Origin of the sequence: Moorena producens PAL-8-15-08-1 (assembly GCF_001767235.1) — a bacterium.
In the GTDB taxonomy this organism is placed as follows: domain Bacteria; phylum Cyanobacteriota; class Cyanobacteriia; order Cyanobacteriales; family Coleofasciculaceae; genus Moorena; species Moorena producens_A.
Map to the genome: position 1 here is coordinate 7,118,255 of NZ_CP017599.1, position 24,936 is coordinate 7,143,190.

Consider the following 24,936-nt stretch of genomic DNA (forward strand, 5'->3'; position numbering starts at 1 on the left):
AATTAACCTAACCTTAGTTATAGTTTACACAATAGAGGGGTGAGGACGAAAGAGGTGGGAGTGTTCAGGATGATAGAGACGGGAACGGGTTTTAAGGCTATCAGGGTTTAAAGCCGTTTTTAGTGCCGGACTGATTAAGTAAAGGGTTGTCCGAATTAAATTGTGCTCATGAGTAGTTGCTGCCATTTTGTCAAGGTCAACTAGCCAGATTTTTTCATCTGGCCAACCAATGCGGAAGCAAACCGCTACTGGTGTATCAGCAGAATAGTGTTTTAAGAGTTTGGCTTGAGCGGCTTCTACATGACGAGCACTCAGATAGAGGCACAGACTAGCTTGATGGGCAGCTAGGGATGCTAATTCCTCTGAGTCGGGCACGGCAGTTGCACGACCACTAATCCGGGTCAGGATAATCGTTTGTACTAATCCTGGTATAGTTAGCTCAACACCAAGTTGTGCTGCTGCTGCTTGAAAGGCGCTGATACCTGGGATAAGTTCAAAGGGAATAGAGGCTTCCTTTAGAGCTTGCATTTGCTCGTGGATAGCACTATATAGAGTCAAATCTCCTGAGTGTAGCCTGACCACAGATTTATGCGATCGCACTCGTTCAATCATCAGTGGCACAATCTCTTCTAGGGTTTTGTTGCCAGAGCGAATAATTTCGGCATCAGCACGAACACTCTCTAACATCTGTTTGGGCACTAGAGAATCTGCCACTATAATAACATCTGCCTTTTGGAGGATTTTCAAGGCTTTGACAGTTAATAAGTCTGGAGCGCCTGGTCCAGCACCGATGATGTAGACCGCTGGTGCGATTGAATTCATATAGTAGTTCTCAATTGGGTAAGGTATAAAGTCGTAGGGAGTAGGGAGTAGGGAAGTAGGGAAGTAGGGAAGTAGGGAGTGCAGGGCTCGGGGGTTGATATTTCAAGACAAACGAAAACTACACGGATTTAACCTAGATGCACGGATCAGATAGTCATTTGTTATCGGTGTATCTTGGCTGTTTGTATATCCGTGTAGTGCTTAAAAGGGAAGGACTTAGAGTTTTTTTCTCCTTTTCCCCTGTTGTGTTTACCTGTCTGTCTAAGCATTCACCATTCAGCTTATGCGCTACCCGCATAAGCTGAATGGTTATCTGTCTTTTACCTGTCTGTTTAGCTGTTAGTGATCAACAATCAACCCAAGGTTCCGAGCACCTTATAGATCAAGGAATTAGCGAAACCAAGGGCAATTGAGCCAATCAAAGCGCTCCAAAATCCCCAGCGCAGTCGGAATCCCGTTACCAAAGAAGCGGCTAAGCCAAAAATAATGGCATTGACCACCACGGCAAAAACCCCAAGAGTCAAGATAGTAATAGGAAGAGCTAAAACATCCAGGATTGTTTTCAATAGGGCATTGAGAATGCCGAACACCACTGCTGAAACCAATGCTTTCCCAAAACTATCAATCTCGACACCAGTTGGGAGTTTGGAAATGATCAACAAACTGACGGCAGTAACGAAACATGCAATTAAAAGACTAACAATATCCATGGGTATAACCCCCTAGAGCACCACTACTTAAACATTAAAGCGGAAAAGCATCACATCTCCCTCTTGCACAACATAATCTTTACCTTCTGAGCGAACTAACCCTTTTTCCTTAGCAGCCGTCATCGCCCCAGAAGCTACCAAATCCCCATAACCAATGGTTTCTGCTCGAATAAAGCCTCGCTCAAAATCCGTGTGAATTACCCCAGCCGCTTGGGGCGCTTTCATACCAGCAGTAATAGTCCAGGCTCGGGTTTCCTGGGGACCAGTGGTGAGAAAAGTACGTAAGCCCAACAATTCATAGGTAGCGCCAATCAAAGATTTTAATCCCCCTTCTTCCACACCAAGGGACTGAAGAAAATCCTCTCGCTCTTCTTCAGGTAACTCAATTAGTTCTGACTCTACTTGAGCAGAAACCACTACCACTTGAGCATCTTCTTTAGCAGCAATTTGTCGCACTTGCTCGACCCAGTCATTACCAGTAGCTAAGTCATCTTCAGATACATTAGCGGCATAGATGACTGGCTTACTGGTCAGTAATCCCAATTGCATGACTGACTCGGCTTCTTCTTCTGTTAAACTAATCTGGCGCACTAATTTGCCTTCATTCAACCCAGCGCTCAAGGTTTCCAAGACATCAAGTTCCATCTTGGCATCTTTGTTACTACGAGCTTGCTTCCGGGTACGCTCAATCCGGCGTTCAACTTGCCCTAAATCCGCTAAGGCTAATTCTAGATTAATTACTTCAATATCCCGAGCTGGGTCAACGGAGCCGGAAACATGGATGATGTCATCATCATCAAAGCAGCGCACCACATGGACAATTGCATCGACTTCTCGGATATTGGCTAAAAACTGGTTACCTAAGCCTTCCCCTTTACTGGCTCCCTTGACTAAACCAGCAATATCCACAAACTCAATCCGAGTTGGCACGATTTTCTGAGATTCAGAAATCTTTGCCAGAACCTGCAACCGCTGATCTGGCACAGCAACTACACCAACATTCGGCTCAATGGTACAAAAGGGAAAATTAGCAGCATCTGCCTTGGCATTGGCAACTAGGGCATTAAATAAGGTTGATTTGCCTACATTAGGCAGTCCAACAATTCCGGCTCTTAGCATAGCAGTATATTATAGTACTTTAAAATGGACAATGGGCAATAGAAAATTGAACTGATCGGCCAGTTGTTCTACTGTTGTAACAATTATCCCTTATCTCCTTTGTTTTTACTTTATAATTTTACTTTATAAATTTTACTTTATAAATGGTCTATATTGGTCTATAATGGTCTCAAATCAACCGGTTACAAATACACTACTGAGGGCTATTACTAAACCATATCAATTTACGTATTTTGAAGAGGAACGTGATAGTCGTAAGCAACATATAGTAGCAGCTTGTAGAGTCTTTTATCAGTTATAATTTGCCTTTGGTGTGGCAGGTTATAATAGTGTTCGTGACCCGGAACATTTAGACTGTTTCTGGATTACTGCGATTGGTAAACACTTTATTAAGCTTGTAGCATCGGCAAAAACTTTTTGGTTATGCGTGAGTATTATAGATAATATTACTTTGCCTACACTAATTGAATTGGTTGGTATTTTTTGACTAGAGATTCAAAAGCTTATTGAAAGTGTTATGTGCAAAAATAGGATGCTCCCGAATCTAGAGGCTAATCTAGTTGGAACAGCTTGTATGGTGGGCAAAAACAGTTTGGTTATGGGTGAGTATTCTAGATAATATTACTTTGCCCACCCTACTTTAAGATGCAGGGCGGCCAAAAATCCTGAAATCCTTATATAGTTGATTAACTCTTGCCTATTGCTAGCATGCCTATTGCCTCTTGCCTTTCCAAAGCGGGAGTATGTTCACAAGTCAAATTACCAACTCTCTAAACTATGCCAACAACAGCTGATTTTCTGATCTACACTCAATGGGCAGGTATTCTGACTTTAGCCTGTGGCTTGATTGCTATACTCGGTTTTATCTTCAAATGGGGACTCCGGTTTCGTCTGGTAGGAGTCACTGGGTTTATGCTAGTGCTAACAGCTAGCTTTTTCTCGTTATCCTTAGTACCGTTTACCCGTACTACCATTCCAGGGGCAATCCGATATACTGTAGTCTACGATAATGGTGGCAACCAAACAGTGATTGCTTTGTCCCCTACTGCTACAGAGTCGGAAGTAGAAGCGACACTGCGCCAAGCTGCTAGTAATTTTTATTCCTATGGACGCCTCGGTGGCGCAAATAACCAGTTAACGATTCGAGCCCGGACGATAATCCATCCCGAAGCTGGTGTATCCAAGCCGGTATTGTTGGGTCAGGTTATGCGATCGCTTGCTGAGCGTGATGATCCAGATATGGTGATTGAAGTCTATTCCCAAGAATTTGCTCAATTGCCTCAAGAGTGATCGGTATGAGGTACACTCAATTCTCTTGCCCCTACTCCCTACCTCATAAGGGTAGGTTTTTTACAAAGACCTCAGGTGTGGGGTGTAGGGGGACCGGGTGTGGGGTGTGGGGCATAAGAAAATGTACTTAATTTGTCGTTGTCTTGATGCAGTCGCTGATGGGGGAAACCCCCGCATGAAGGCGCTGCATCGCTAAAAATCATCATTGTCTTGATCCCAAGCGCGAGTGGTTAGAAGTTACCGTAAGACAGGCTCGCCTTGTCAGCCATGCAAAGCGCGAGTGGGGGAAACCCCCGCATGAAGGCGCAAATCACGCTAATCAATAAGTTTTAACCCTTTTATGCATAGCCTACCAACCATAAAGGCTCAACGTAATCAGGTTTGGTTTCCGGGGGAAACCCCCTTTGGCCGCGCTGCACCGCTTTTTCGTTGTTTTCCTTTTCCTCTCCCTCTGGGTCGCCCCATGTTTGACCTTAATGTAAAAAACCTACCCCTGTGAGCTACTCCCTACTCCCTACTCCCTACTCCCTAAAACATGGGACTGTGTACCTCACCCAATTGATAACTGCTATATGGTTAACTGCTCAGACTGATTAAAAAATTGCCGTGTCAACCCATAGGTTATCAATAAGGTTGCGATCAAATTGGTAAATGCGAGCATAAACATAATTAATATCTGATAGGAAGCAGCATTCAAGGGATCAATACCACTTAACAATTGACCTGTGATGATTCCCGGTAAGGTCACCAGTCCCACTACCATCATGGAGTTAAGAGTAGGAATCAACCCAGCCCGAATCGCATCCTTACGGTAACCGGCTACTGCTTGTTGTCCCGTTGCACCTAAGCTCAAATGGGTTTCGATTTCCAGAGTGCTATTGCTAATGGTGCTAACTAGGCGTTCCCCTGCGATCGCAGCCCCATTCATGGCATTGCCCAGCACAATACCTCCTAAGGGAATCAGGTACTGGGGTGCATACCAAGGTTCTGGTTGAATCATCAATAGATTTGTATAGATTAACGTCAATGCTGTACTGAAGAACAGGGAACTGAATACTATTGGTAACAGTCTCGGTATCTTGTGGTTACTAATCCGATTGCGGGCAGTAATCGTACCAATAGTCAGCATTACCATTAAGATAGCTAAAACAGGGATCGGGTGATCTAAGGCAAAAATCACAGCCAGTACATATCCCACAACAATGAGTTGCACGATAGTTCGGCCAGTTGCGATCGCTAGTTCAACTTCCAAACCCAGCCTTTGCCAGCTGGATAAACCAATTGCGATCGCCATCATGCCCAATCCCCACGCTAAATCGCTCAGATCGAGTTCAATTAAAGAATCCACCAGCCACCACAGCTAACTTGTTTTAATCTATTGTCTCAGATCGTCTGTTAATTGTTATGGCAGTTGAAAGTTAACAGGTTGAAGGTATACAGGTTTAAGGTATACAGCTTTAAAGTTAACAGGTTGAACGCGCACGCGTGGCCAAACGCGCCCCGCGTGGCCAATAGGCCAAGGCCAAGGTTAATAGGTTGAAGGTTGAAAGTTATCAGACTAGTTTTGAAGCATCCACCATCTCACCATCCCAGCTTCAAACCTTCGCCAAAAGGCCACCCGTGCGCGTTCAACCTTCAACCTTCAACCTTCAACCTTCAACCTTGGCCTATTGGCCACGCGATCGCGTTCAACCTTCAATTTTCAACCTTCAACCTTCAACCTTCAAACCTTAAACTTTCAAACCTTCAAGGCCAGCAGTGAAAATTAAGCTACAGGTTAAATTTGAACCCTTTTTGCCAAAAATTCTGTTTTAATTAAAATCAATTAAAGGTGTGAGGAACAAGTGAATACTATACCCCCTCTTGACTTAAAACGGCAGTACCAAGTTATTGGAGAACAAATCAGTGCTGCTGTCGGTGACGTTCTTTCCTCTGGACGTTATATTGGTGGTCCAGTGGTAGAGCACTTTGAGCAACAGTTTGCCGCTTACACCGGTACCCTGGAATGCATTGCATGTAACTCTGGTACAGACGCTCTCTATCTCGCCTTGCGAGCTTTAGATATCGGACCTGGTGATGAGGTAATTACCACACCCTTCACCTTCATCGCTACCGCTGAGGTAATTGCTGAAGTTGGTGCTACTCCAGTCTTTGTCGATATCAATGCCGAAACCTTTAATATCGATCTCAATCAGATTGAAAAAGCGATTACCCATAATACTAGAGCAATTATACCAGTTCACCTATTCGGACAGCCAGTGGATATGACTGGTGTGATGGATATCGCCAAGACTCATTGTCTTGCAGTAATTGAAGACTGCGCCCAAGGGACTGGTGCTGAATGGGTGGGAAAAAAAGTTGGCAGTATTGGGCATATTGGTTGCTTTAGCTTCTATCCCACCAAGAATCTGGGAACCTGTGGCGATGGTGGTGCGGTAACTACTAATGACAAAACTGTTGCGGCATCAATACGGATGCTGCGAGACCACGGAAGATGCTCGGGCTATTACCATGAAGTCAATGGCATCAACAGCCGTTTAGATGCCTTACAAGCCGCTATTCTTAACGTAAAGCTACCCTATCTCGATGGTTGGAACAATGCCCGTCGCCAGGTAGCAAGCCGGTATCACCAGTTATTGGAGCCATTACCTGAGATCATGCGGCCTCGGGAAACCCCTGGGGGACACTCCGTCTGGAACCAGTACACCATTCGCCTAACTCAAGATAGCAGCAATAGCAACTATCGGGACGAGGTACGCCAAAAATTAAAGCAGGCAGGTATTAGTTCTATGGTCTATTACCCCCTGCCATTACACTTGCAGCCAGTTTACAAAGACTTAGGCTATCAAATCGGTCAGTTTCCAGTTGCTGAGCAAGTCTGCCATCAAGTATTGTCCTTGCCAATGTTCCCAGAACTTACCGTTGAAGAACAGCAACAGGTAGTTTATGGATTGAAGGATTGTGTAGTTTAAAGGTTGAAGGTTAACAGGTTGATGGTTAACAGGTTGATGGTTAACAGGTTGATGGTTGAACGCGATCGCGTGGCCAATAGGCCAAGGTTGAAGGTTAATAGGTTGAAGGTTAACAGGTTGAACGCGATCGCGTGGCCAAAGGCCAAGGTTAACAGGTTGAAGGTTAATAGGTTGAACGCGATCGCGTGGCCAAAGGCCAAGGTTAATAGGTTGAAAGTTAACAGGTTTAAGGTTAGAAGACTAGTTTTCAAGCATGCAACCTTGGCCAAAAGGCCACCCGTGCGCGTTCAACCTTCAACCTTCAACCCTTCAAACCTTCAACCCTTCAACCTTAAACCCTTCAACCCTTCAACCGTTCAACCTTCAACCCTTCACCCTTGACCCCTTCCAGGGATTCTACCAAGCTGCGAACCGCTGCTACCATGGCCACTTCGCTATCTAACTGATTGATAGCGGAACCAACGCCAACACCAGCAGCACCAGCAGCAATGGCCATGGGAACGGTCACACTGGATAATCCGGAAGCACACAACACTGGTACTGACACAGCACGAGAAATTTCATAGGCAGCTGCTAAGGTTGGTGCTGCTTTTTCAATTAAACCCAAGGTGCCAGCGGAGCGAGGGTTACTGCTGGTACCCCCTTCAGTTTGAATAATATCGGCTCCTGCTTTGACTAATTCTGCCGCTAGTTCTACTTGCTGATCTAACTTTAGAATGTGGGGAACAGTTACTGATAAGCTTATATTGGGTAGTAATTTACGGGTTTCAATGGTCAGTGCCAATACGTCGGAAGCATCAAACCACTTCCCCTGAGCATAAAAGCTATCAAAGTTACCAATTTCAATCAGATCAGCGCCAGCTTGGATAGCAATAACAAACTGCTTTGGTTCTACAGCAGAAACACAAATTGGTAAATCCGTTAACCCTCGTGCTAACCTGACTAGATCGGGGGAGGCGGCAATATCGACAAAAGTCGCTCCACCCCGTGAAGCTGCTTTGACTACAGCAGCAACTTTCTGGGGATCAAAAGTATTTAAGCCACTAATTACTTTCAGGCAACGACCTTGGTCTAAGGCTTCGTTTAGTGTGTGATGCATAGTGATATTTTCTGTTTACCCCTGTATTATCAACCAACTTTACCTAATTTTTAATTAACTGTAGGAAATTTTTTTTCTCTCTGAAGAATTCATCCAAACCCCTATATTTTTGCCTAAACTAAAAGCATATCGGTGCTGATGGCTACTCCTTCTATATACAAATAAATGAATTTCCCGCAAGTCAAGCTATCTCATTTTCACAGTGATGTCTTAAAGAATACCGAGTTAGGTCAGCTTTGTGGCAAAAAGCAGCTGTTTCGCGATCGCTATGAAGTGTTACGGATGATTGGTCGAGGTGGTTTCGGTGTCACCTTTTTAGCCAAAGATACATCCTTACCGGGTCAGCCGTTTTGTGTCATCAAGCAACTTCGTCCCAAATTCAGTGATCCAAAAGCATTACATAACGCTCGTCAGCGGTTTGAGAGAGAAGCAAAAATTTTGAACAAACTGGGGACTCACCCCCAAATCCCGATGCTGCTCGATTATTTCGTAGACGATGGAGAATTCTACTTGGTTCAAGAGTACATTCGAGGCATTACCCTAGCTAGGTTGGTCAGGCGTTCTGGTTGCTTATCCCCAGGAGCCGTTAAACGTTTTCTGCGAGACATACTACCGTTATTGCAGTACATCCATGACCATGGAGTAATACATCGCGATATCAAACCTCAGAATATTATTCTTTCTAATGATGATGGTCGATTGGTACTAATTGATTTTGGGGCAGTTAAGGAGTTAATTGCCCAAGCATCAGATAGCAGTGTCAGAAACCAAACTACCCATTTCATCGGTACGGTAGGATTTGCTCCACCGGAACAGTTTACTCTACGACCCGTGTATAGTAGTGATCTTTATTCCCTAGGGGTTACCTGTCTTTACCTACTCACTGGAAAAGCCCCCCTACAATTTCAGAGCGATCGCCAAACTGGTGAACTGAGGTGGCGTAAAGCATTGGACTTGAGTGATTCCTTTGCTAATATTCTCAACAGAATGCTAGCTATTTCCCTCAAAGAGCGTTATTCAAACGCAAGAGCGATCCTAAGAGCCTTGGATAATAAATTACTTCAAGAGAATCTTGCCGAGTTTCTAGTTATTCAACCTCAAGCTAATCAACACCAACGACAGGAAAAGCAAGACACCGGTAAAATTCAGAAATATACGCCTCCTACAGAAAAAACTGCGATCGAGATTCGAAAATGGAAACAAAGGATGCAAGCCAAACACCGCCACAAGGATATCAACAGAGTTGAACATCTATTTAATCATTAGGCTAAATTGGCAATTACAAGGATTCCGGACAAAAAAGACTGACAGCGAATAACTTCGCCATTGGTTCGTTTTTCATCCTTCATCCTTCATCCTTCATCCTTCATTTTCAATTCTTTACAGGTCAGCCAGTATTACGCATGCCAGCAGCAATACCGTTGATCGTCAATAAGGCTCCTCGTAGTAACTCTCCCTTACTATACCGGGATTGAACCACACCCAATGTTACCTGGTTGCTATGTTGACGCAGGCGTTTGAGCAAAGATACCTGTAAAAATCCTAAGGGAACGATGGTACCATTACGCAACTGTACAGACCGTTGTAAATTTGGGTCGCCATCTAGCAGTGTTTGGTGTCCTGTGATCGTCAGGACTAAATTGCAGGTAAGGTTAAATTCCTTAGCAATTTGCTCAAACAAATGCTCGAAGCGTTCCAGGTCTTCAGGGTTTGAAAGTTCCTTGAGATAGTGGTGAGCAATTTGTAAATCCACCTTGGCTAAGGTCATCTCTACTTTGGAAATAACCATTTTGAAGAAGGGCCATTTTGAGTAGAAACAGCGCAATAGGTTGATATTCTCCTCTGGATCCTGATCGACAAAGCTTTGTAGTGCAGTGCCAACACCGTACCAGCTCGGTAGCAAGAAGCGGCTTTGAGTCCAGCTAAAGACCCAAGGAATTGCCCGCAGACTGCTTAAATCCTTCTTCCCTGATTTACGCCGTGCAGGTCGAGAACTAATTTGCAACTGGCTAATTTCTTGAATCGGTGTCACTTGATGGAAGAAATCTACCAGATCTGGTTGCTCGTGAATCAGAGCTCGGTAATGGGTACGGGAGGTCTGAGCTAACTCCTCCATAATTTCATTCCAGGGCTGGATATCATCAAAGCCATTATTGAGTAAGCTAGCTTGAATCACTGCTGTCGCTATTGTTTCGAGATGATAGAGCGCTAGTCCTGGAAGAGAGTACCTAGAAGCAAGGACTTCCCCCTGTTCGGTAATTTTGATTCGGCCATTGATACTGCGACCCGGTTGCGCCAGGATAGCTTCATAAGATGGGCCACCACCACGACCCACTGAACCACCACGACCATGGAAGATCCGTAAAACAATACCGTACTCTTGGGCCACGTGCTCTAAGGCTTTCTGAGCTTTGTGGATTTCCCAGTTGCTACTGAGGAACCCAGAATCTTTGTTACTGTCGGAGTAGCCGAGCATTACCTCTTGTAAGTTAGGAGAGGTTAAAGCTTGTTCCCGTAGCGTGGCCGTTCGCGCAGCGTGGCCTACGGCCTTAAGGCCAGGGTTATTTGATTGTTCAGCTTTGGCGTTCGAGTAGGGTAGGTTATTTAGTTGACGGTTATTTGGGCTAACCTGCCACTGTTGATATCCACCAGCCAAACTAGCACGATACAAGGGTAGCTCAAACAGGGATTTCATCACTGCTGGAGCACGCTTAAGGTCTTCCACTGTTTCAAACAGTGGCACCACGCGAATGGTTCCCTGACCAGTGGCCGGGTCATACAAACCAGCTTCCTTCGCCAACAAGAGGACTTCTAACAAATCGCTGGCCGTATGACTCATGCTGATGATGTAGGTTTGGCAGATTTGGGGACCAAACTCTTGTTGCAGCTGCCGCACCATCCGGAAGGTTTCGATAGTCTCGCAGGTTTTTTCCGAAAATGGCAGTTCTGTTGGGATTAATGGACGTCGGGTTCGCAACTCAGCGGTTAACCACAAGCATGCTTCGGATTCCGATAGCAAGTTGTAGGGCTTAGGCAAAACTTGCAGGTACTCAGCAATTTCACTGAGGGCTTCTGAGTGGCGAGAACTTTCCTGGCGAATATCTAGGTGAGCTAGGTAAAAGCCATAAATTTCCACCTGACAGATTAAATTGTCTAACTCACGACAGTTCAACCCAGTTTCCACCAGATTACTCTCAATCAGCTTTAGTTCTGCCAAGAATTCTTCTCCAGAGCGGTAAAAACTCCAGCTTTTACCATTAGCCATCTCATCTGGTACAGGCATACCATTGGCAAGCTGTTGGTTTCGCTCACGGGTATTTTCCAGTTTTTGCTTAACGTAGGTCAGTTTAAGTCGATAGGGTTCTTGCCGATAGCGAATGGCCAGCTGTTCGTAAACCTCTGGCAATTGAGAGCGGTCTTGTTCTAGAGAGTCCAACAGTTCCGGTAGCACATCACACCAGTGCAACGACAGACTCAATAATTCGGTTAGATGGCTAACTTCATTTATATATTTACCCAGCACCAAATCTCGTTGATAGCAGGCAGTTTGCCAGGTAATTTGGGGAGTCACAAAAGGATTACCATCCCGGTCTGAGCCCACCCAAGAGCCAAAATGACAGAAGTTCTTAGCTGGTGGGTTCAGCCAGGGGAATGAACCCTTCAACGCTTGCTTGAAGCGACTATACAATTGGGGTATAGTATCAAACAGTACTTCGTGGAAGTAGTGAAGAGTGTAATCTACCTCATCAAGTACTCCCGGCTTAAACTGATGTAGCTCATCCGTGCGCCACCAGAGGCGAATTTCTTCCATAAGCTTTTGGCTACATTCAGTCACCTCCCAGGAGGAAGTGATTCCCAAGGTACCATAGGTTTGCTCCGCTTGGTCTAATTGTTCCAGAATCTTAGCCATCCGTCGCTGTTTACCCCGAATGGTACGACGGACGATTTCTGTGGGGTGAGCAGTGAAAACCAAGCGAATATCAAGATTGTCAATCAGCCTCTGAATTTGACCAGGTGGAACATTCTGCTTGTGCAAGTGGGGAAATAGCCAATCTAGCAGTCCTAATTTTCTTTCGGATCCTTGGTTTTCTTGGTGGCTCTTTTCGATAACATTGCTAACGGCACCCCCTGGTTGAGTCCCCTCATTGCCTATTTCCACCTCTTTCTCAACTGTTGTCACAGTTGAGAAAGACGAATTACCATTTTTTGTTAAAATACCTTCGCTGAAGGGGGTTAACTCGGGTTCAGTGCTTCTTCGGTAGGAACGGCGTCTTGAGAGTTGTTGATTTCGCTGTTCATAATGTTGTTCGACAATATTGATCAGCTGAAAGTAAAGAGCAAACGCTCGTGATGCCCGGATAGCCTCGTTAAGGTCAAGCTGTTGGATTAAATCAGCAACTGAGGATTGAGGATCTTCAGTCGCTTGTCCTTCTGGAGAACACAATTCCCGCAGTTGCTTGAGTAAATCAACGAGTTCCTGACCACATTCAGATAGGAGAACAGATTCCCACAAATCCTCTACAATTTTAAGTCGATGGCGCAGAAACAGGTCAGAGGTAGCCGGGAAGGTTGAATCTTGATTAGATGGAGATGGGAAAAAACTCATAGGCTCTATCTATTCCCTATACAAAGCTGATCTATTTTACGGGTTTGAGGTTCTTTGGAGTAATTAAGGAACAAGAATTTAAATTTCTTGGGAAAGGTCACGAAAGCTTAACATCTTTACATTAACTTTAATACTAAGCCAACTTGTTGAGTATCTGTAAAAATCATTAAATTTATGAAATTTGACTATTGGGTATACCTGTGAAACTACTAATGTTTATAAGTTTTTCTTGAACCATGACCCCAGTGTGGCTACTTCCCCCAACAGATTTGCAACTATTTAACCATGATGTCCATCTCTGGCGTGCGCAGTTGGAGCTGAGTGGAGTATTGATTGAGAAATTGGCAACCACTCTTTCTGAGGACGAGCACCAAAGAGCTGAGCGATTTTACTTTGAGCGGGATCGGAAGCATTTTATAGCAGGTCGGGGTCTTCTGCGCCAAATCTTGGGTCGCTATTTGGGCATGAACCCACGCCAAGTGGAGTTTTGTTATGGAAAGCGTGGTAAGCCAGCACTCAAGGAAACCTCTGGGGGCAGAAGACTCCGTTTTAATGTATCTCACTCTCATGGACTAATTCTGTATGCTATTACCCGAGAGCAGCGCATTGGCGTTGACCTAGAATATCTGCGACCAATGCCAGATGCTGAGCAACTCGCTCAACGTTTCTTTTCCCCCCAAGAGTATGCCGTGATTTGTTCTGTGTCTCAAGAGCAAAAGCACAAGGCATTTTTCCAGGGATGGACGAGTAAGGAAGCCTATCTCAAAGCTATTGGTGAAGGACTAGCTGGCTTGGAACAGGTCGAAGTTTCTGTAAATCCAGCTGAACCGACTGCCTTGCTGAGCATCAACAAAGACCCTCAGGCAGTTTACCCTTGGTCTATCGCTGGTTTAACGCCTGCGCCTGGTTACTTTGCCTCGTTGGTTGTCGAAAGAAAAGATTGGCAGTTAAGTTGTTTTGATTACACCGAGCAATCAGTCCCTGGTTGGGGTGTGGGCTGATCAGGTGTAGGGGGAAATTAGCCCGTACGTAATAGTAACTGGTTAATCATAACTGAACCAGACCAAGTACTTTGCATCGGAATGCGATCGCTTATATCATGTCGGGATAATTACCCTGTCTTGATGCAAAGCGCGAGTGGTTTGAATTTACCGTAAGACAGGCTCGCCTTGTCTTGATGCAGTCGCTCATGGGGGAAACCACGGCAGTCGCTCATGGTTAGAAGTTACCGTAAGACAGGCTCGCCTTGTCTTGATGCAGTCGCTCATGGGGGAAACCACGGCAGTCGCTCATGGTTAGAAGTTACCGTAAGACAGGCTCGCCTTGTCTTGATGCAGTCGCTCATGGGGGAAACCCCCAAGACCGCGCAAATCACGCTAATCAATAAGTTTTACCCCTTTTCTGCATAGCCTATCAACCATAAAGGCTCAACGTAATCAGGTTTCGTCTCCGGGGGGAACCCCCAAGACCGCGCTGCCTCCCCAAGACCGCGCAAATCACGCTAATCAATAAGTTTTACCCCTTTTCTGCATAGCCGACCAACCATAAAGGCTCAACGTAATCAGGTTTCGTCTCCGGGGAGACCCCCAAGACCGCGCTGCCTCCCCAAGACCGCGCAAATCACGCTAATCAATAAGTTTTACCCCTTTTCTGCATAGCCGACCAACCATAAAGGCTCAACGTAATCAGGTTTGGTCTCCGGGGGAAACCACGCCAGTTGCTCATGGTTTGTTCGCGTTCGCCTTTGGCGTGGCCGTAGGCCAAGCGTGGCCGTAGGCCAAGTTACCGTAAGATAGGGTCGCCTTCTTAACAAATATTTAACCCTTTTCTGCATAACCTGCTAACTATAAAGGCGACCCTATCTAAGGTTTCGTCTCCGGGGGAACCCCCTTTGGCGGCACTGGCTCCCCTGTTCCCTTGCTGCATCGCTTAATAAAAATTTCCCCCATCTCCCCATCTCCCCATCTCCCCACCCTCCCCATCTCCCCATCTCCCCACACTTCCCACCCTCCCACCCTCCCCGCGCCCGGGCCCCTTAATTATGGGTATTCAACCAGACTTGATATTAGGGGTGACCGGGGGAGCCTCAAAACCCGTTCAACCCGAATGGGTGTAAGATGTTACCCTAGAATGGCACTAACCAGGGATAAGTTGTGACATCTCCCACACCTTTTTATATGGCTATGGCTATAGATTGATAGGGCTGAGTTATCTTAGTTGGGTAGGTCGTGACTTGTCGATCATCGCTAGGCAAACTGGTACTCCCCTGCTCCTAAGTTAGGGTGTCCACATTAGCCTCTGGAGTCGGCGACAGTCGCTTCATTCAACATTTGTTTTTTTAAAATTACCTCAAACTACCTTGGAAAGGAGTCAGTCGTGGCAAGTCATAAAATCCTGGTAATCGATGATAGTACGGTAATCCGCAAGCGTGTCAAAGAGATGTTACCTCCGGGTTTTGAAGTCCTCGAAGCTAAAGATGGGGTGGAGGGAATTAATTTAATTTACCAGGAAGAACCTAACTTTATCATGTTAGATTTTATCCTGCCAAAAATGAGTGGATTGGAGATTTTTGAGAAACTTCAAATTGAGCCTAAATTACAAAGAATTCCTCTGGTATTAATGTCAGGACGAAAAGAAGAGGTAACTGCTAAAATCAAAGAACCTTTTAAGTATTTTTCCTTTATTGAAAAGCCTTTTAATAAAAAGCAGCTGACGGATGCTATCAAAGAATCTATGCAAAAGGCTAAGAAGCGACCAGCAACTCCTGCACCAGCAGTTAGTGCAGCTACCGCTGAGTCGTCAGTCGCATCAGCTCAAGAAATTGCACAGTTGAAGGCAAAGGTTGCCAAAATGCAGAAGGAAATTGATGCCTTAAAGAAACAGTTAGGTCAGCTGGTGACGTTTATTAAGCAAAAGTTGAAGTAGTTTATGGAAAGATGGAGGATGAAATATCTTCCCACTTGATACTTCATCCTTTACTAATTCTTAGCCCAATTACTCTAACTCACGGCGTCCTTCTAAGGCTCTAGCTAGGGTGACTTCATCTGCATATTCTAGGTCTCCGCCCATGGGTAAACCAAAGGCAATTCGGGTCACTTTGGTAAACGGCCTGATCAGTTGACCTATATATAGTGTGGTTGTCTCCCCTTCTACACTGGGATTGATGGCTAAAATGACTTCTTGAATCGTTTTCTGGCTGACTCGTTGTACAAGTTGCTGGATATGGAGTTGTTCTGGACCAATGCCATCCATAGGGGAGATCACTCCTCCGAGAACGTGGTATTGGCCTCGGTACTCGCGGGTTTTTTCGATGGCAATCACATCCCTTGAGTCGGCAACTACACAGATAGTCTTCTGGTCCCGGTTGGAATTGCGGCAAATTTGGCAGACCGGTTCAGCAGACAAGTGAAAGCATACTCTACAAAAACCAACTTGTTGTTTGGCTTCCACCAACGCTTGCGCTAGGGCTTTGACTTCCGGTGTTGGACGCTTGAGGATATGAAGGGCTAGTCGTTGAGCAGTCTTTGGACCAACTCCAGGCAGGCGTTGTAGCTCTTCAATTAAGCGAGCGAGGGGGCGTGTGTAAACCATCGAGTCAAGAATCGGGAGTAGGGAATCGGGAATCGGGAATCGGGAGTAGGGAAAGTTTTCATTAAGCATTGAGCGCTGCTAGGTCATCGGATATTTAGAATCACACTGGAAACACTAAACATTAGAATAGCCTCAGCTTTGACACTCCCCGGCCTAAAGGCGCGGGGATTCTTCACTCAACGACCCAACGTGGCTCTTCCAAGCCGGAACCAGGAAGAGTAGAGGCCAGATCTCCTGAAGCGTTCAGGTCTTTTACGACCCAAGTTCCGGTGTGCCCCACCGTACCCAAGGCTCTTTTTAAGATATTGATCGCAGCGTTGTGATTAAACTAAGCCGAGGGGTCACCCCCGCCGACTCGTCTCCAAAACCGTACGTGACAGTTTCCCGTCATACGGCTCCTCATGTAGGAATCTCCTTGTCATTGGGTACCTCCACACTAAAACGGATTGTTATCTAGCTCAGAGGAGTCTGTATGTGACTCTTGACACTTTGTGGTAACTCTGGTTCTGTGTTTTGCATCGTGGCAGTGTAGATGGAGTAACTCAAGGTTTTTGAGTTGGTCGCTTCCACCATGTGCGCGTGGTGTTATGTGGTGTGTTTCCAGTAAATCTTTATCCCTGAATGTGAGACCGCAGTGGGTGCATTTTCCTTTTTGTCTTTTGATGAGTTTACCTTTTTGACTAGACATTTCAGGATGTTTTTGCATACGGTTGCTCCAGTACACTAAGTCACCATCGAAGGGACTTCTGGATTCTTTGACTTTTGTGTGCCTTACTATTTTTGTTTTGGCATGTTTAGGGAGAAAATTATCCTCGTTAGTCATGAATACCCAGTTGTCTACTTTTGGTGCTTGCCATGGTTTCTTTGGTTCATCAACCTTAGTCCCCCAGTACTTTTTGTTTACCCAGGTTTTTGATTTATTTGGGTGTCTCCTGTATCCCCATCTTTGAAGTTTGTTCCAGATTAAGTAGTCCATATCTGAGAAGGTTTCTTTACTAACCACACTGCGGTTATAGTTACACCATCCTCTTATAATGGGTTTGAGATGTTCTATTAGAGCATCCTGGGGAGCAGCTTTGTGTCTGTCTATGACTTTTGATAGCTGCTCCCAATGTTCTTTCACTTTCTTCTTAGATGGTTTGATGAGAGTTTTAAAACCTTGCTTAGAATGGTTCTTGCCTACTGGGTATTGACGGATGTTAAATTCTAAAAAGTCAAATCCTGTGGAGGTGTGAACTAGTTTTGTTTTGCTTGGTTTTAATTCTAGGCCGATGTTTTTCAACCATTCATTAATTATTCTCTGACATTCTTCTACCACTTCTTTGGATTTATGCATAATGACGAAATCGTCTGCATATCGAATCAGGCTTAGACTTTTTCTTCTATCTCCTTTTCTGTATCCTCCTAAAGCAGGGGATAGGTTTTCGGCGTAGTCTTTTATCCGTTCTTCCATTCCGTGAAGGGCTATGTTCGCTAAAAGTGGTGAAATAATACCACCTTGAGGAGTACCCTCATTTGTAGGGGAGAATGTTCCTTCATCTATTACTCCGGCTTTTAACCATCCTTTGATTAATCGCCTCATAGATGGATAGGTATTTAATTTTGAGAGAAGGACTTGGTGGTTGATTTTATCAAAGCATTTGGAGATATCAGCGTCTAGTACCCATTTAGGCATTCTATTAATGCTGCTGAATATGGCTTCGATAGCATCATGACATGACCTTCCTTGTCTGAAACCGTATGAGTTAGGTTCAAAGTGTGCTTCCCATTCAGGTTCTAATGCCTGTTTGGTAAGAGCTTGAAGTGCCCTGTCGTAGATAGTAGGTATCCCTAAAGGACGCTTTTCTTTACGACCGGGTTTATTTATCCAAACTCTGCGGGTTGGTTGAGGTTTCTTGTACAGTTTGAGGTTGGCTGCTAAGGCGAGTCGTTGCTTATTGGTTAAAGCTTTCTTCCCGTCTATTCCGGCAGTCTTTTTGCCTTTATTCTGTTGAGTTACCTTTCTTACCGCTAGCATTTTTGCAGACCAGGACTTCATCAGAGTTTTTTGTAACCTTCTAACCACGGGAACATCACCACGTTGAGAGGCTCGATATATTCGTTTTTGCAACTTAAATACGGTTCTTTCTAGCTTTCGCCAATCGACCCGATTCCATTCCGACTGTGGGGCGAACCCCCGAGCTTTAGACTTGTTCATTGCTACTTACAACTACATCATTTCCTAACACGTGAGTCTGTCAGCATATCCTTCCCCATTACAGGGAGGCGTTGGCTTTTGACTCAATCTTTCCATCACAGGCCATGCGGCTAACTACCTACTCAAGGAATCGACCTTTCTTGAGAGCACCTGTGTGGTTACTTCGTTCCTGATAACCATTCTTCTGAACTTTTAGGGTGATACTCTCCACCGGGAACTTAGGGAAATCTATAAGTAAGCCGCGACAAGCTTCTATCCTATTGCGTTCCGTTGACTTTTGTTTGTAGCGTGTCAGCCTTATTGCGCTACGTACTAGTAACGATGGTTCAAATGTATCTTTCCTTGCGGTACCCTTGAGTTCAATTGCCTGTTACTAACTCCACTTTAGGCTGGTAGGGCTTCACTACTCGACCCCGCTTTACCCTAGGGCTTGTTACGACCCATTGAGTAGGGGTAGGGCTGTCACTCGGATTTCACGAGGGTTGGTATTTCACCAACATGGTTATCAAGTTGTCAAGGTTTATTACCTTGCGGCTAATCCCCCGAATCCTTAATGGGATAAGGTTTCTAGCCAACGAATCGCACGTCACGGTCTAGTTCACAGCCACATTCACAGACGTGAGTCCTAGTTGATAGTGACTTTTTCACGACCTCGCCGCACTCGGAGCATTTTTGGCTTGTATAGGCAGGATTTACCGCAACGGTGACTCTGCCAAATCTTTGGCCAAAATGCTCCAACCATTTTCTAAATTGATACCAACCTGCGTCATTAATAGACTTAGCCAGACAGTGGTTTTTAACCAGGTTTTTTACCCTTAAATCTTCATAGGCGACCAGGTCGTTAGACCGGATTACGCAACGTGCCAGTCTCTTGGCATGTTCTATGCGCGTAGCGCAGGCTTCGCCAACACGCTGCCTACTTATTTTAAGGTGATGTCTACCTAGCCTATTAATGGCTTTATTACGGTTAGTAGAGCCTTTCTTTTTTCGAGAAACTCGGCGTTGATAAAATTTTAAACGCTTTTCACCTTTACGATAAAACCTGGGATTAGGTTCAGTGTTGCCCCTAGAATCAGTGTAGAACTCTTTTAGCCCTACATCTAACCCTACAGTGGCATCAACTGGGCTTAATTGTTCATTTACATCAACAGAAATGCAAAACTGAACATAATAGCCATCTGCCCTTTTGACTATACGAACCCGTTTGATTTGCTTCTTGTCGAAGCGCCACAAGTCCCATGTACCTTTGAGTTTTAGCTTTCCGATTCCTTTCTTATCACTGAATGTAATTGATTTATTGTCAGGGGAAAGTTTCCATCCTGATTGCTTATATTCGACAGAGCGACAGTGTTTCTGAAAACGGGGATAGCCTTTCTTCCCAGGTACTTTTTTCTTGCAGTTTTCAAAGAAGCGAGAAATTGATGACCACGCCCTTTCAGCCGCAGATTGTCGGGCAGTAGAGTTTAACTCCGACGCAAAAGGAAATTCTTTGGCCAATATTTTGCAGTACTTATTTAAGTCGTACTTATTTAGACCTTTGTTGTCCATCCATAGACGAAGACAACTGTTTCTCACAAACTTAACAGTCCGAATTGCTTCGTCTATAGCTTGGTATTGAATGAGTTTTCCGTATGCTTTAAACTCTGTAATGATCATCAGAGCTCGACCTCTTCTGTATGTTATTATGTTAGCAAGACTAGCGCAAAGTATCAAATGTTTAGCGATATTTTTCAAGGCGACTAAAGTCGCTATGCACTTTCATCTCCGCTCTAAAGAGACGGAGTTTTCAGTGTGAGATATTCTAATAAGATAAATAGATCTAGCTAGATCTGCGATCGCATTTTATCCGCCCCTATGAGTACAACCCCTGATTTCCTGAGCCACCTCAACCCTTCCCAACTTCAAGCCGTTGAACATTTCTGCGGTCCGTTGTTAGTTGTTGCTGGTGCTGGGTCTGGCAAAACCCGAGCCTTGACCTATCGTATTGCTAATCTGATTCTCAAACACAAGGTCTCACCAGAAAATATCTTAGCGGTGACGTTCACTAACAAAGCCGCACGGGAAATGAAAGGGCGGATTGAGCAAATATTTGCTCAGCAGCTGGCGGAACAGAAGTATGGTCAACGGTTGGAGCTTCTGCCAGAAGACCAACAAACCCAGTTGCGATCGCGTGTTTACAGAACCATCACCAAACCGTTGTGGATTGGCACCTTCCACAGTCTGTTTGCTCGGATTCTCCGCTTCGATATCAATAAATACCAAGATGATCAGGGACGGAAGTGGAATCGGAACTTTTCCATCTTTGACGAATCCGATGCCCAGACCGTGGTTAAAACCATTGTCACTCAAACCTTAAATCTTGATGACCACAAATTTAACCCCCGTTCTGTGCGCTATGCCATCAGCAATGCCAAAAATCGCGGTTTATCTCCCCAGCAGTTTGAGCTAGAACAGTCGAATTTCCGGGGACGAGTGATTGCTGATGTCTATAGTCACTACCAAGAGCAATTAGCTGCTAACAATGCTTTGGACTTTGATGACCTCATCTTAGTGCCAATGAGGCTATTCCAACAGAATGAGTCGGTCTTAAGCTACTGGCATCAGCAATTTTATCACATTTTAGTGGATGAATATCAAGATACCAATCGGATTCAGTATGAACTGATTCGCTTGTTGACTACCAAGGGCGAAACTCGAAAGAGTCAGTGGGATTGGCAGAATCGCTCAGTTTTTGTAGTAGGGGATGCAGACCAGTGTCAGCCACCAGGTACTCAAGTATTGACTACAGAGGGATATGTCCCAATCGAAGCACTAGACCCAAATCAACATCGCTTAGTCAGCTATAACCCTCATTCTTCCGCAGTAGTTGGCAGAGTCGAAGGTTATCGTTTCAACAAAGCCAGTCGTCCTTTTAGTGGCCATCTGATTGAGGTAACTGTTGATAACCAAACTACTCGCTCCACACCAAACCATCGATGGCCAATCCGGTGGAATCAGCAAGCTAAGGAAAAGACTCATGTTGTCTACCTAATCCGCCGAGGTCAGTGGTACCGAGTCGGATGGTGCAAGCTATTTAAAAGCGATGGTGGATTTCAGTTAGGCTATCGAGCCAGGGTTGAGAAAGCAGATGCCGCTTGGATTCTGGTTACAACCGATAATCGGACAGAAGCTTCCTTCAAAGTCTCTTATATTGCCGCTCGCTATGGTATTCCCACTGCCCCGTTTGAACCAATGAATGGTGCTACTGAGTACACCCGTCAGATGCTGGAGCAGTTATTTAATGCCCTGGGTGATGTGTTACCAGAACGGGGGATTTCCTGTCTTCAAGACTTTGGACTCGACCCAAACTACCCCATTTACAGCCCTGACATTGCCTATCAAGGCGGACGGGGTAAAAGTACTATCGAGCTAGCAGCGATTAATTTATTACCAAAACTGATGGATATAGCCGTCTATCAGGGTGGTAAAACAGTGGCTTGGAAACCGATTAGGATTCAGCTTCAGGAATACAGTGGCTTGGTGTATAGCCTAGAGGTAGAGAAGCACCATGTCTACTTTAGCGATGGATTGCTTACTCATAACTCTATCTACAGTTTCCGAATGGCAGACTTCACCATCCTTCTGGGTTTTCAGCAAGACTTTGGTGACGGTTTACCCGATCAAGATACTCGCACTATGGTCAAGCTAGAAGAAAACTATCGCTCTAGGGAAAATATTCTTCAAGCTGCTAACCACCTGATCGAAAATAATACCCAGCGGATTGATAAAGTTCTGCGAGCAACACGGGGTGTCGGGGAAAAAATCTATTGTTATAGCGCTGATGACGAATTGGAAGAAGCTCAGTTTGTAGTCAGTAAAATTATCCAGCTAAAACGACAAAATCCAGAAATCGATGGTGGCAGTTTTGCTATTCTTTATCGTACTAATGCTCAATCCCGTGCCTTTGAAGATGTCTTGATCAGAGCGGATATTCTCTATACTGTAGTTGGTGGGTTAAAGTTCTATGACCGTAAAGAAATTAAAGATGCTCTGGCTTACCTTAGAGCGATCGCAAACCCATCCGATACTGTTAGTCTATTGCGGATTATCAATACTCCTCGACGAGGTATTGGACAAACTACCATTAACAATCTGGTCGCAGCTGCCCAAGAATTAGGAGTTCCCCTGTGGGAAATTCTCAGTGATGAAACCTCAGTTCATACATTTGCGGGAAGGTCAGCTAAAGCGGTCAAGAAATTTTCTCAGCTTATGTCTCAATGGCAGGAGCAATTGGAAGATCGAACAGCATTAGAGATTCTCAAAGGGATTATGGAGGAGTCTGGTTATATTGGCGATTTGAGAAACAAAGGCACTGAAGAAGCTGAGAATCGATTGGAAAATATTGTGGAATTGTTTAATGCAGTGCTGCAATTTCAAGAAGAAAACGAAGAAACTAGCTTAGAAGGGTTTCTTGCTAATGCAACTCTTGCCTCTGACATGGATAACCTGGAAGAGGGGAAGAAAGCAGTTTCTTTAATGACCCTTCACTCTGCTAAAGGGCTAGAATTTCCCATTGTCTTTCTAGTCGGCCTAGAACAAGGACTGTTTCCTCACAGTCGTAGTCTTAGGGATCCTGTCGCGTTGGAGGAAGAACGGCGTCTGTGTTATGTCGGGATTACTCGCGCTCAGGAACAACTGTTTTTATCCCATGCTCATGAGCGCCGCTTTTATGGGAATCGGGAACCAGCTAACCCTTCTCAGTTTCTCAAGGAGTTACCCTCAGAGTTAATTGACAGTAAAGTGGGAATGTTTTGATAGTATCCTCAGGACTTAATACTTCATCTTATCTTCGACAACAGATGCCTTGGCAATTTCCTCAAAGACTAACCCAATCCCTAGGAGCAATCATAATTCTCCTAGGTTGTATTTTAGCAGTTGGAAAGCTACAGCAACCCCAACTCAATGCCCTCAAACAAAGCTCCAAAAACACCTCACCTGCAGACCTCCAGCGAGACGTAGAAGCAACACAAGTGTATCTCAATCTGCTTCAGAGACTACCTACATTTGGCTTCGATAATGTATTAGCTGATTGGGTATTTCTGAATTTCCTTCAGTACTTTGGTGATCAAGACGCTCGCCAAATTACTAGCTATCAGCTTAGCCCAGAGTACTTTGAGGTTATTATAAACCGAGACCCCAAATTTTTAACAGCGTATTTCTTTCTATCTAGCAGTAGCTCCTTATATGCAGGAATGCCAGAAAAATCCGTCGCCTTAATGGAAAAAGGACTCCAGTCACTATCCCCTAAAGTTCCTCCTCAGTCTTATTATGTGTGGCGTTACAAAGGAATTGATGAATTATTATTTTTGGGTGACCCTAAAGCTGCCCAACAATCCTTTGAAAAATCAGCAGATTGGGCAAGTAAATCCCCTGATGAAGAAAGTCAAAACGTTGCTAAAATTTCCCGCAAAACTGCTGAATTTATAAGTTTAAATCCTACTAGTAAGATAGCTCAAGTGAGTGCTTGGTCAATGGTTTTAAATAACTCCCCTGACCCTCGCACTAGCAAAATCGCCATTAGTAGAATTGAAGCCCTAGGTGGTAAAGTTATCATCACACCAGAAGGAGCAGTTAAAATTAAAATGCCCCAGACAGATTAATAGTGTTTATTGTTTAAGGTTAGAAGGTTTAAGGTTGACGAGTCGGATATCGCCATTACCCATTACCCATTACCCATTACCCATTACCCATTACCCATTACCCATTACCCATTACCCATTACCCATTACCCATTACCCATTACCCATTACCAAAAAAACGACACTCATTTCTATCAACATGGCTATAAAATTGCTATCAGTAACTGATTAGCTAATAATCCTAGACTAAAACCTGTAAGAGACACCCCAGAGATAATCCAGAAAGCCTGCCATTCACTGTATCCTTCTGTTTGAAGATCTAATCTGGCTAAGGCAGCAGCAGCAATCAGCACCAGGATACGGCTAGAATAATGAATCCAGCGCAGGATCATAACGGCTAGGAAAGAGCTGAAAATTACGGAAACAAAAGCTTTGGTATCAGATTTCATCCAAGTCCCGTACAATTTTCTAATCTGATACACTGGAGCAGTTATAGCCAAAGCCATCAACAAGATATAAACTGCTCCGATCAGCCAGAGCCATACCGATACCTTAAATAAGGAAGGATGTGATCCTGATGTAGTGTCTTCTACCCAACTCAATTCCTGATAGTCAACAGATATCATCCAGCCAAAAATACTATGGCTTAACAGAAGAATTGATAATGAAAGCCAGGGCAATTTTTTGATTAACCACATTTAATTTAAAGAATCCCACGACTAAAATGCGTGGGATTTGAGGTCATTAATCATTAGTATTTTGTTAATTGTTAATTGTTAATGGCTAATTGTTAATTGACCATGGACAATTAACCATATCCTAGTATTCAATGACCAATGACTAATGACTAATCACCAATGACTTAGGAGGTCAGTTGTCAGCCGCCAGCTATCAGCTGTCAGCTGACGTAAC

The 24,936-nt window shown here is 44.6% G+C and carries 22 protein-coding genes; 10 read left to right on the plus strand and 12 right to left on the minus strand.

The features are described 5' to 3' along the window. Positions 1–24: 24 nt before the first annotated feature. From cobM to ychF, 3 genes are all read right to left on the minus strand, one after another. Positions 25–822 carry a precorrin-4 C(11)-methyltransferase gene (gene cobM / locus BJP34_RS26080; RefSeq protein ID WP_070394854.1) on the minus strand — a complete coding sequence of 266 codons (798 nt, stop codon included), beginning with the start codon at positions 820–822 and terminating at the stop codon, positions 25–27. A 353-nt stretch (positions 823–1,175) separates the two neighbouring features. Continuing rightward, positions 1,176–1,532: a phage holin family protein gene (locus BJP34_RS26085; RefSeq protein WP_070394855.1), complete on the minus strand. Its 357-nt coding sequence runs from the start codon at positions 1,530–1,532 to the stop codon at positions 1,176–1,178. Between the two features lie 27 nt (positions 1,533–1,559). Continuing rightward, positions 1,560–2,651, minus strand: coding sequence for a redox-regulated ATPase YchF (ychF, locus tag BJP34_RS26090; RefSeq protein WP_070394856.1), 1,092 nt, complete (start codon positions 2,649–2,651; stop codon positions 1,560–1,562). A 777-nt stretch (positions 2,652–3,428) separates the two neighbouring features. On the opposite strand from ychF, the gene BJP34_RS26095 reads away from it, so the two are divergent. Continuing rightward, positions 3,429–3,941 (plus strand): Ycf51 family protein, encoded by a 513-nt coding sequence (locus BJP34_RS26095; protein ID WP_070394857.1) that lies wholly within the window; start codon positions 3,429–3,431, stop codon positions 3,939–3,941. Between the two features lie 568 nt (positions 3,942–4,509). Here BJP34_RS26095 and BJP34_RS26100 read toward each other — a convergent pair. Further along, on the minus strand, positions 4,510–5,289 hold the full coding sequence (locus BJP34_RS26100) for an ABC transporter permease (RefSeq protein ID WP_083305351.1): 780 nt from the start codon (positions 5,287–5,289) through the stop codon (positions 4,510–4,512). Between the two features lie 188 nt (positions 5,290–5,477). Between BJP34_RS26100 and BJP34_RS46690 the strand changes: the two genes are divergently transcribed. Together BJP34_RS46690 and BJP34_RS26105 are read left to right on the plus strand one after the other, a co-directional pair. Beyond that, positions 5,478–5,675, plus strand: a complete 198-nt coding sequence (locus BJP34_RS46690) for a hypothetical protein (protein ID WP_202972026.1) — start codon at positions 5,478–5,480, stop codon at positions 5,673–5,675. Between the two features lie 110 nt (positions 5,676–5,785). Then, on the plus strand, positions 5,786–6,913 hold the full coding sequence (locus BJP34_RS26105; RefSeq protein ID WP_070394858.1) for a DegT/DnrJ/EryC1/StrS family aminotransferase: 1,128 nt from the start codon (positions 5,786–5,788) through the stop codon (positions 6,911–6,913). On the opposite strand, the gene BJP34_RS26110 is transcribed toward BJP34_RS26105, so the two are convergent. Further along, entirely contained in the window at positions 6,910–7,182 is a 273-nt protein-coding gene (locus tag BJP34_RS26110) for a hypothetical protein (RefSeq protein ID WP_070394859.1), read from the minus strand. The two genes, BJP34_RS26105 and BJP34_RS26110, sit on opposite strands and share 4 nt — an antisense overlap. Positions 7,183–7,253: 71 nt before the next feature. Then, positions 7,254–8,012 (minus strand): DUF561 domain-containing protein, encoded by a 759-nt coding sequence (locus BJP34_RS26115; RefSeq protein ID WP_149031189.1) that lies wholly within the window; start codon positions 8,010–8,012, stop codon positions 7,254–7,256. Between the two features lie 165 nt (positions 8,013–8,177). Between BJP34_RS26115 and BJP34_RS26120 the strand changes: the two genes are divergently transcribed. Further along, complete coding sequence (locus BJP34_RS26120) at positions 8,178–9,278, plus strand: serine/threonine-protein kinase (protein ID WP_070394861.1); 1,101 nt, start codon at positions 8,178–8,180, stop codon at positions 9,276–9,278. Positions 9,279–9,399: 121 nt separating this feature from the next. On the opposite strand, the gene BJP34_RS26125 is transcribed toward BJP34_RS26120, so the two are convergent. Further along, positions 9,400–12,618: a phosphoenolpyruvate carboxylase gene (locus tag BJP34_RS26125; protein WP_070394862.1), complete on the minus strand. Its 3,219-nt coding sequence runs from the start codon at positions 12,616–12,618 to the stop codon at positions 9,400–9,402. 236 nt (positions 12,619–12,854) lie between these two features. Here BJP34_RS26125 and BJP34_RS26130 point away from each other — a divergent pair, with 236 nt between their 5' ends. Then, positions 12,855–13,619 (plus strand): 4'-phosphopantetheinyl transferase family protein, encoded by a 765-nt coding sequence (locus tag BJP34_RS26130; protein ID WP_070394863.1) that lies wholly within the window; start codon positions 12,855–12,857, stop codon positions 13,617–13,619. A 213-nt stretch (positions 13,620–13,832) separates the two neighbouring features. After that, entirely contained in the window at positions 13,833–14,027 is a 195-nt protein-coding gene (locus BJP34_RS40965; protein ID WP_149031190.1) for a hypothetical protein, read from the plus strand. Positions 14,028–14,476: 449 nt separating this feature from the next. Here the strand turns inward: BJP34_RS40965 and BJP34_RS49495 are convergent, their stop codons facing one another. Next, on the minus strand, positions 14,477–14,608 hold the full coding sequence (locus BJP34_RS49495) for a hypothetical protein (RefSeq protein ID WP_267876384.1): 132 nt from the start codon (positions 14,606–14,608) through the stop codon (positions 14,477–14,479). A gap of 386 nt (positions 14,609–14,994) precedes the next feature. On the opposite strand from BJP34_RS49495, the gene BJP34_RS26135 reads away from it, so the two are divergent. Beyond that, positions 14,995–15,543 carry a response regulator gene (locus BJP34_RS26135; RefSeq protein ID WP_070394864.1) on the plus strand — a complete coding sequence of 183 codons (549 nt, stop codon included), beginning with the start codon at positions 14,995–14,997 and terminating at the stop codon, positions 15,541–15,543. A gap of 69 nt (positions 15,544–15,612) precedes the next feature. Here BJP34_RS26135 and recR read toward each other — a convergent pair whose 3' ends face one another. The 3 genes from recR to BJP34_RS26150 form a co-directional block, all read right to left on the minus strand. Further along, complete coding sequence (gene recR / locus BJP34_RS26140; protein ID WP_070396891.1) at positions 15,613–16,209, minus strand: recombination mediator RecR; 597 nt, start codon at positions 16,207–16,209, stop codon at positions 15,613–15,615. A 436-nt stretch (positions 16,210–16,645) separates the two neighbouring features. Continuing rightward, positions 16,646–18,406: a group II intron reverse transcriptase/maturase gene (gene ltrA / locus BJP34_RS26145; protein ID WP_070390745.1), complete on the minus strand. Its 1,761-nt coding sequence runs from the start codon at positions 18,404–18,406 to the stop codon at positions 16,646–16,648. A gap of 567 nt (positions 18,407–18,973) precedes the next feature. Next, complete coding sequence (locus tag BJP34_RS26150) at positions 18,974–20,062, minus strand: RNA-guided endonuclease InsQ/TnpB family protein (protein WP_229424033.1); 1,089 nt, start codon at positions 20,060–20,062, stop codon at positions 18,974–18,976. A gap of 198 nt (positions 20,063–20,260) precedes the next feature. Here BJP34_RS26150 and BJP34_RS26155 point away from each other — a divergent pair, with 198 nt between their 5' ends. From BJP34_RS26155 to BJP34_RS40970, 3 genes are read left to right on the plus strand one after another with little or no spacing between them, the layout of a single operon-like run. Further along, positions 20,261–23,200: a UvrD-helicase domain-containing protein gene (locus BJP34_RS26155; protein ID WP_070394865.1), complete on the plus strand. Its 2,940-nt coding sequence runs from the start codon at positions 20,261–20,263 to the stop codon at positions 23,198–23,200. After that, a complete protein-coding gene (locus BJP34_RS26160) occupies positions 23,197–24,045 on the plus strand; it encodes a hypothetical protein (protein ID WP_324610959.1) in 849 nt (282 codons plus the stop codon). Before BJP34_RS26155 ends, BJP34_RS26160 begins: the two co-directional genes overlap by 4 nt. A gap of 9 nt (positions 24,046–24,054) precedes the next feature. Further along, positions 24,055–24,252: a hypothetical protein gene (locus BJP34_RS40970; RefSeq protein WP_158517486.1), complete on the plus strand. Its 198-nt coding sequence runs from the start codon at positions 24,055–24,057 to the stop codon at positions 24,250–24,252. Here BJP34_RS40970 and BJP34_RS26165 read toward each other — a convergent pair. After that, complete coding sequence (locus BJP34_RS26165) at positions 24,228–24,704, minus strand: hypothetical protein (protein ID WP_229424034.1); 477 nt, start codon at positions 24,702–24,704, stop codon at positions 24,228–24,230. The genes BJP34_RS40970 and BJP34_RS26165 overlap by 25 nt on opposite strands. Positions 24,705–24,936 lie beyond the last annotated feature (232 nt).

What these genes read in the sequence shown, in the direction of transcription:
- BJP34_RS40965 (WP_149031190.1), top strand. Translation starts at nt 13,833, where the DNA reads ATGGTTAGAAGTTACCGTAAGACAGGCTCGCCTTGTCTTGATGCAGTC.
- BJP34_RS26130 (WP_070394863.1), top strand. Translation starts at nt 12,855, where the DNA reads ATGACCCCAGTGTGGCTACTTCCCCCAACAGATTTGCAACTATTTAAC.
- BJP34_RS49495 (WP_267876384.1), bottom strand. Translation starts at nt 14,608, where the DNA reads ATGGGGAGATGGGGAGGGTGGGGAGATGGGGAGATGGGGAGATGGGGG.
- BJP34_RS26120 (WP_070394861.1), top strand. Translation starts at nt 8,178, where the DNA reads ATGAATTTCCCGCAAGTCAAGCTATCTCATTTTCACAGTGATGTCTTA.
- ychF (WP_070394856.1), bottom strand. Translation starts at nt 2,651, where the DNA reads ATGCTAAGAGCCGGAATTGTTGGACTGCCTAATGTAGGCAAATCAACC.
- cobM (WP_070394854.1), bottom strand. Translation starts at nt 822, where the DNA reads ATGAATTCAATCGCACCAGCGGTCTACATCATCGGTGCTGGACCAGGC.
- ltrA (WP_070390745.1), bottom strand. Translation starts at nt 18,406, where the DNA reads ATGAACAAGTCTAAAGCTCGGGGGTTCGCCCCACAGTCGGAATGGAAT.
- BJP34_RS26115 (WP_149031189.1), bottom strand. Translation starts at nt 8,012, where the DNA reads ATGCATCACACACTAAACGAAGCCTTAGACCAAGGTCGTTGCCTGAAA.
- recR (WP_070396891.1), bottom strand. Translation starts at nt 16,209, where the DNA reads ATGGTTTACACACGCCCCCTCGCTCGCTTAATTGAAGAGCTACAACGC.
- BJP34_RS26125 (WP_070394862.1), bottom strand. Translation starts at nt 12,618, where the DNA reads ATGAGTTTTTTCCCATCTCCATCTAATCAAGATTCAACCTTCCCGGCT.
- BJP34_RS26150 (WP_229424033.1), bottom strand. Translation starts at nt 20,062, where the DNA reads ATGATCATTACAGAGTTTAAAGCATACGGAAAACTCATTCAATACCAA.
- BJP34_RS26155 (WP_070394865.1), top strand. Translation starts at nt 20,261, where the DNA reads ATGAGTACAACCCCTGATTTCCTGAGCCACCTCAACCCTTCCCAACTT.
- BJP34_RS26085 (WP_070394855.1), bottom strand. Translation starts at nt 1,532, where the DNA reads ATGGATATTGTTAGTCTTTTAATTGCATGTTTCGTTACTGCCGTCAGT.
- BJP34_RS26095 (WP_070394857.1), top strand. Translation starts at nt 3,429, where the DNA reads ATGCCAACAACAGCTGATTTTCTGATCTACACTCAATGGGCAGGTATT.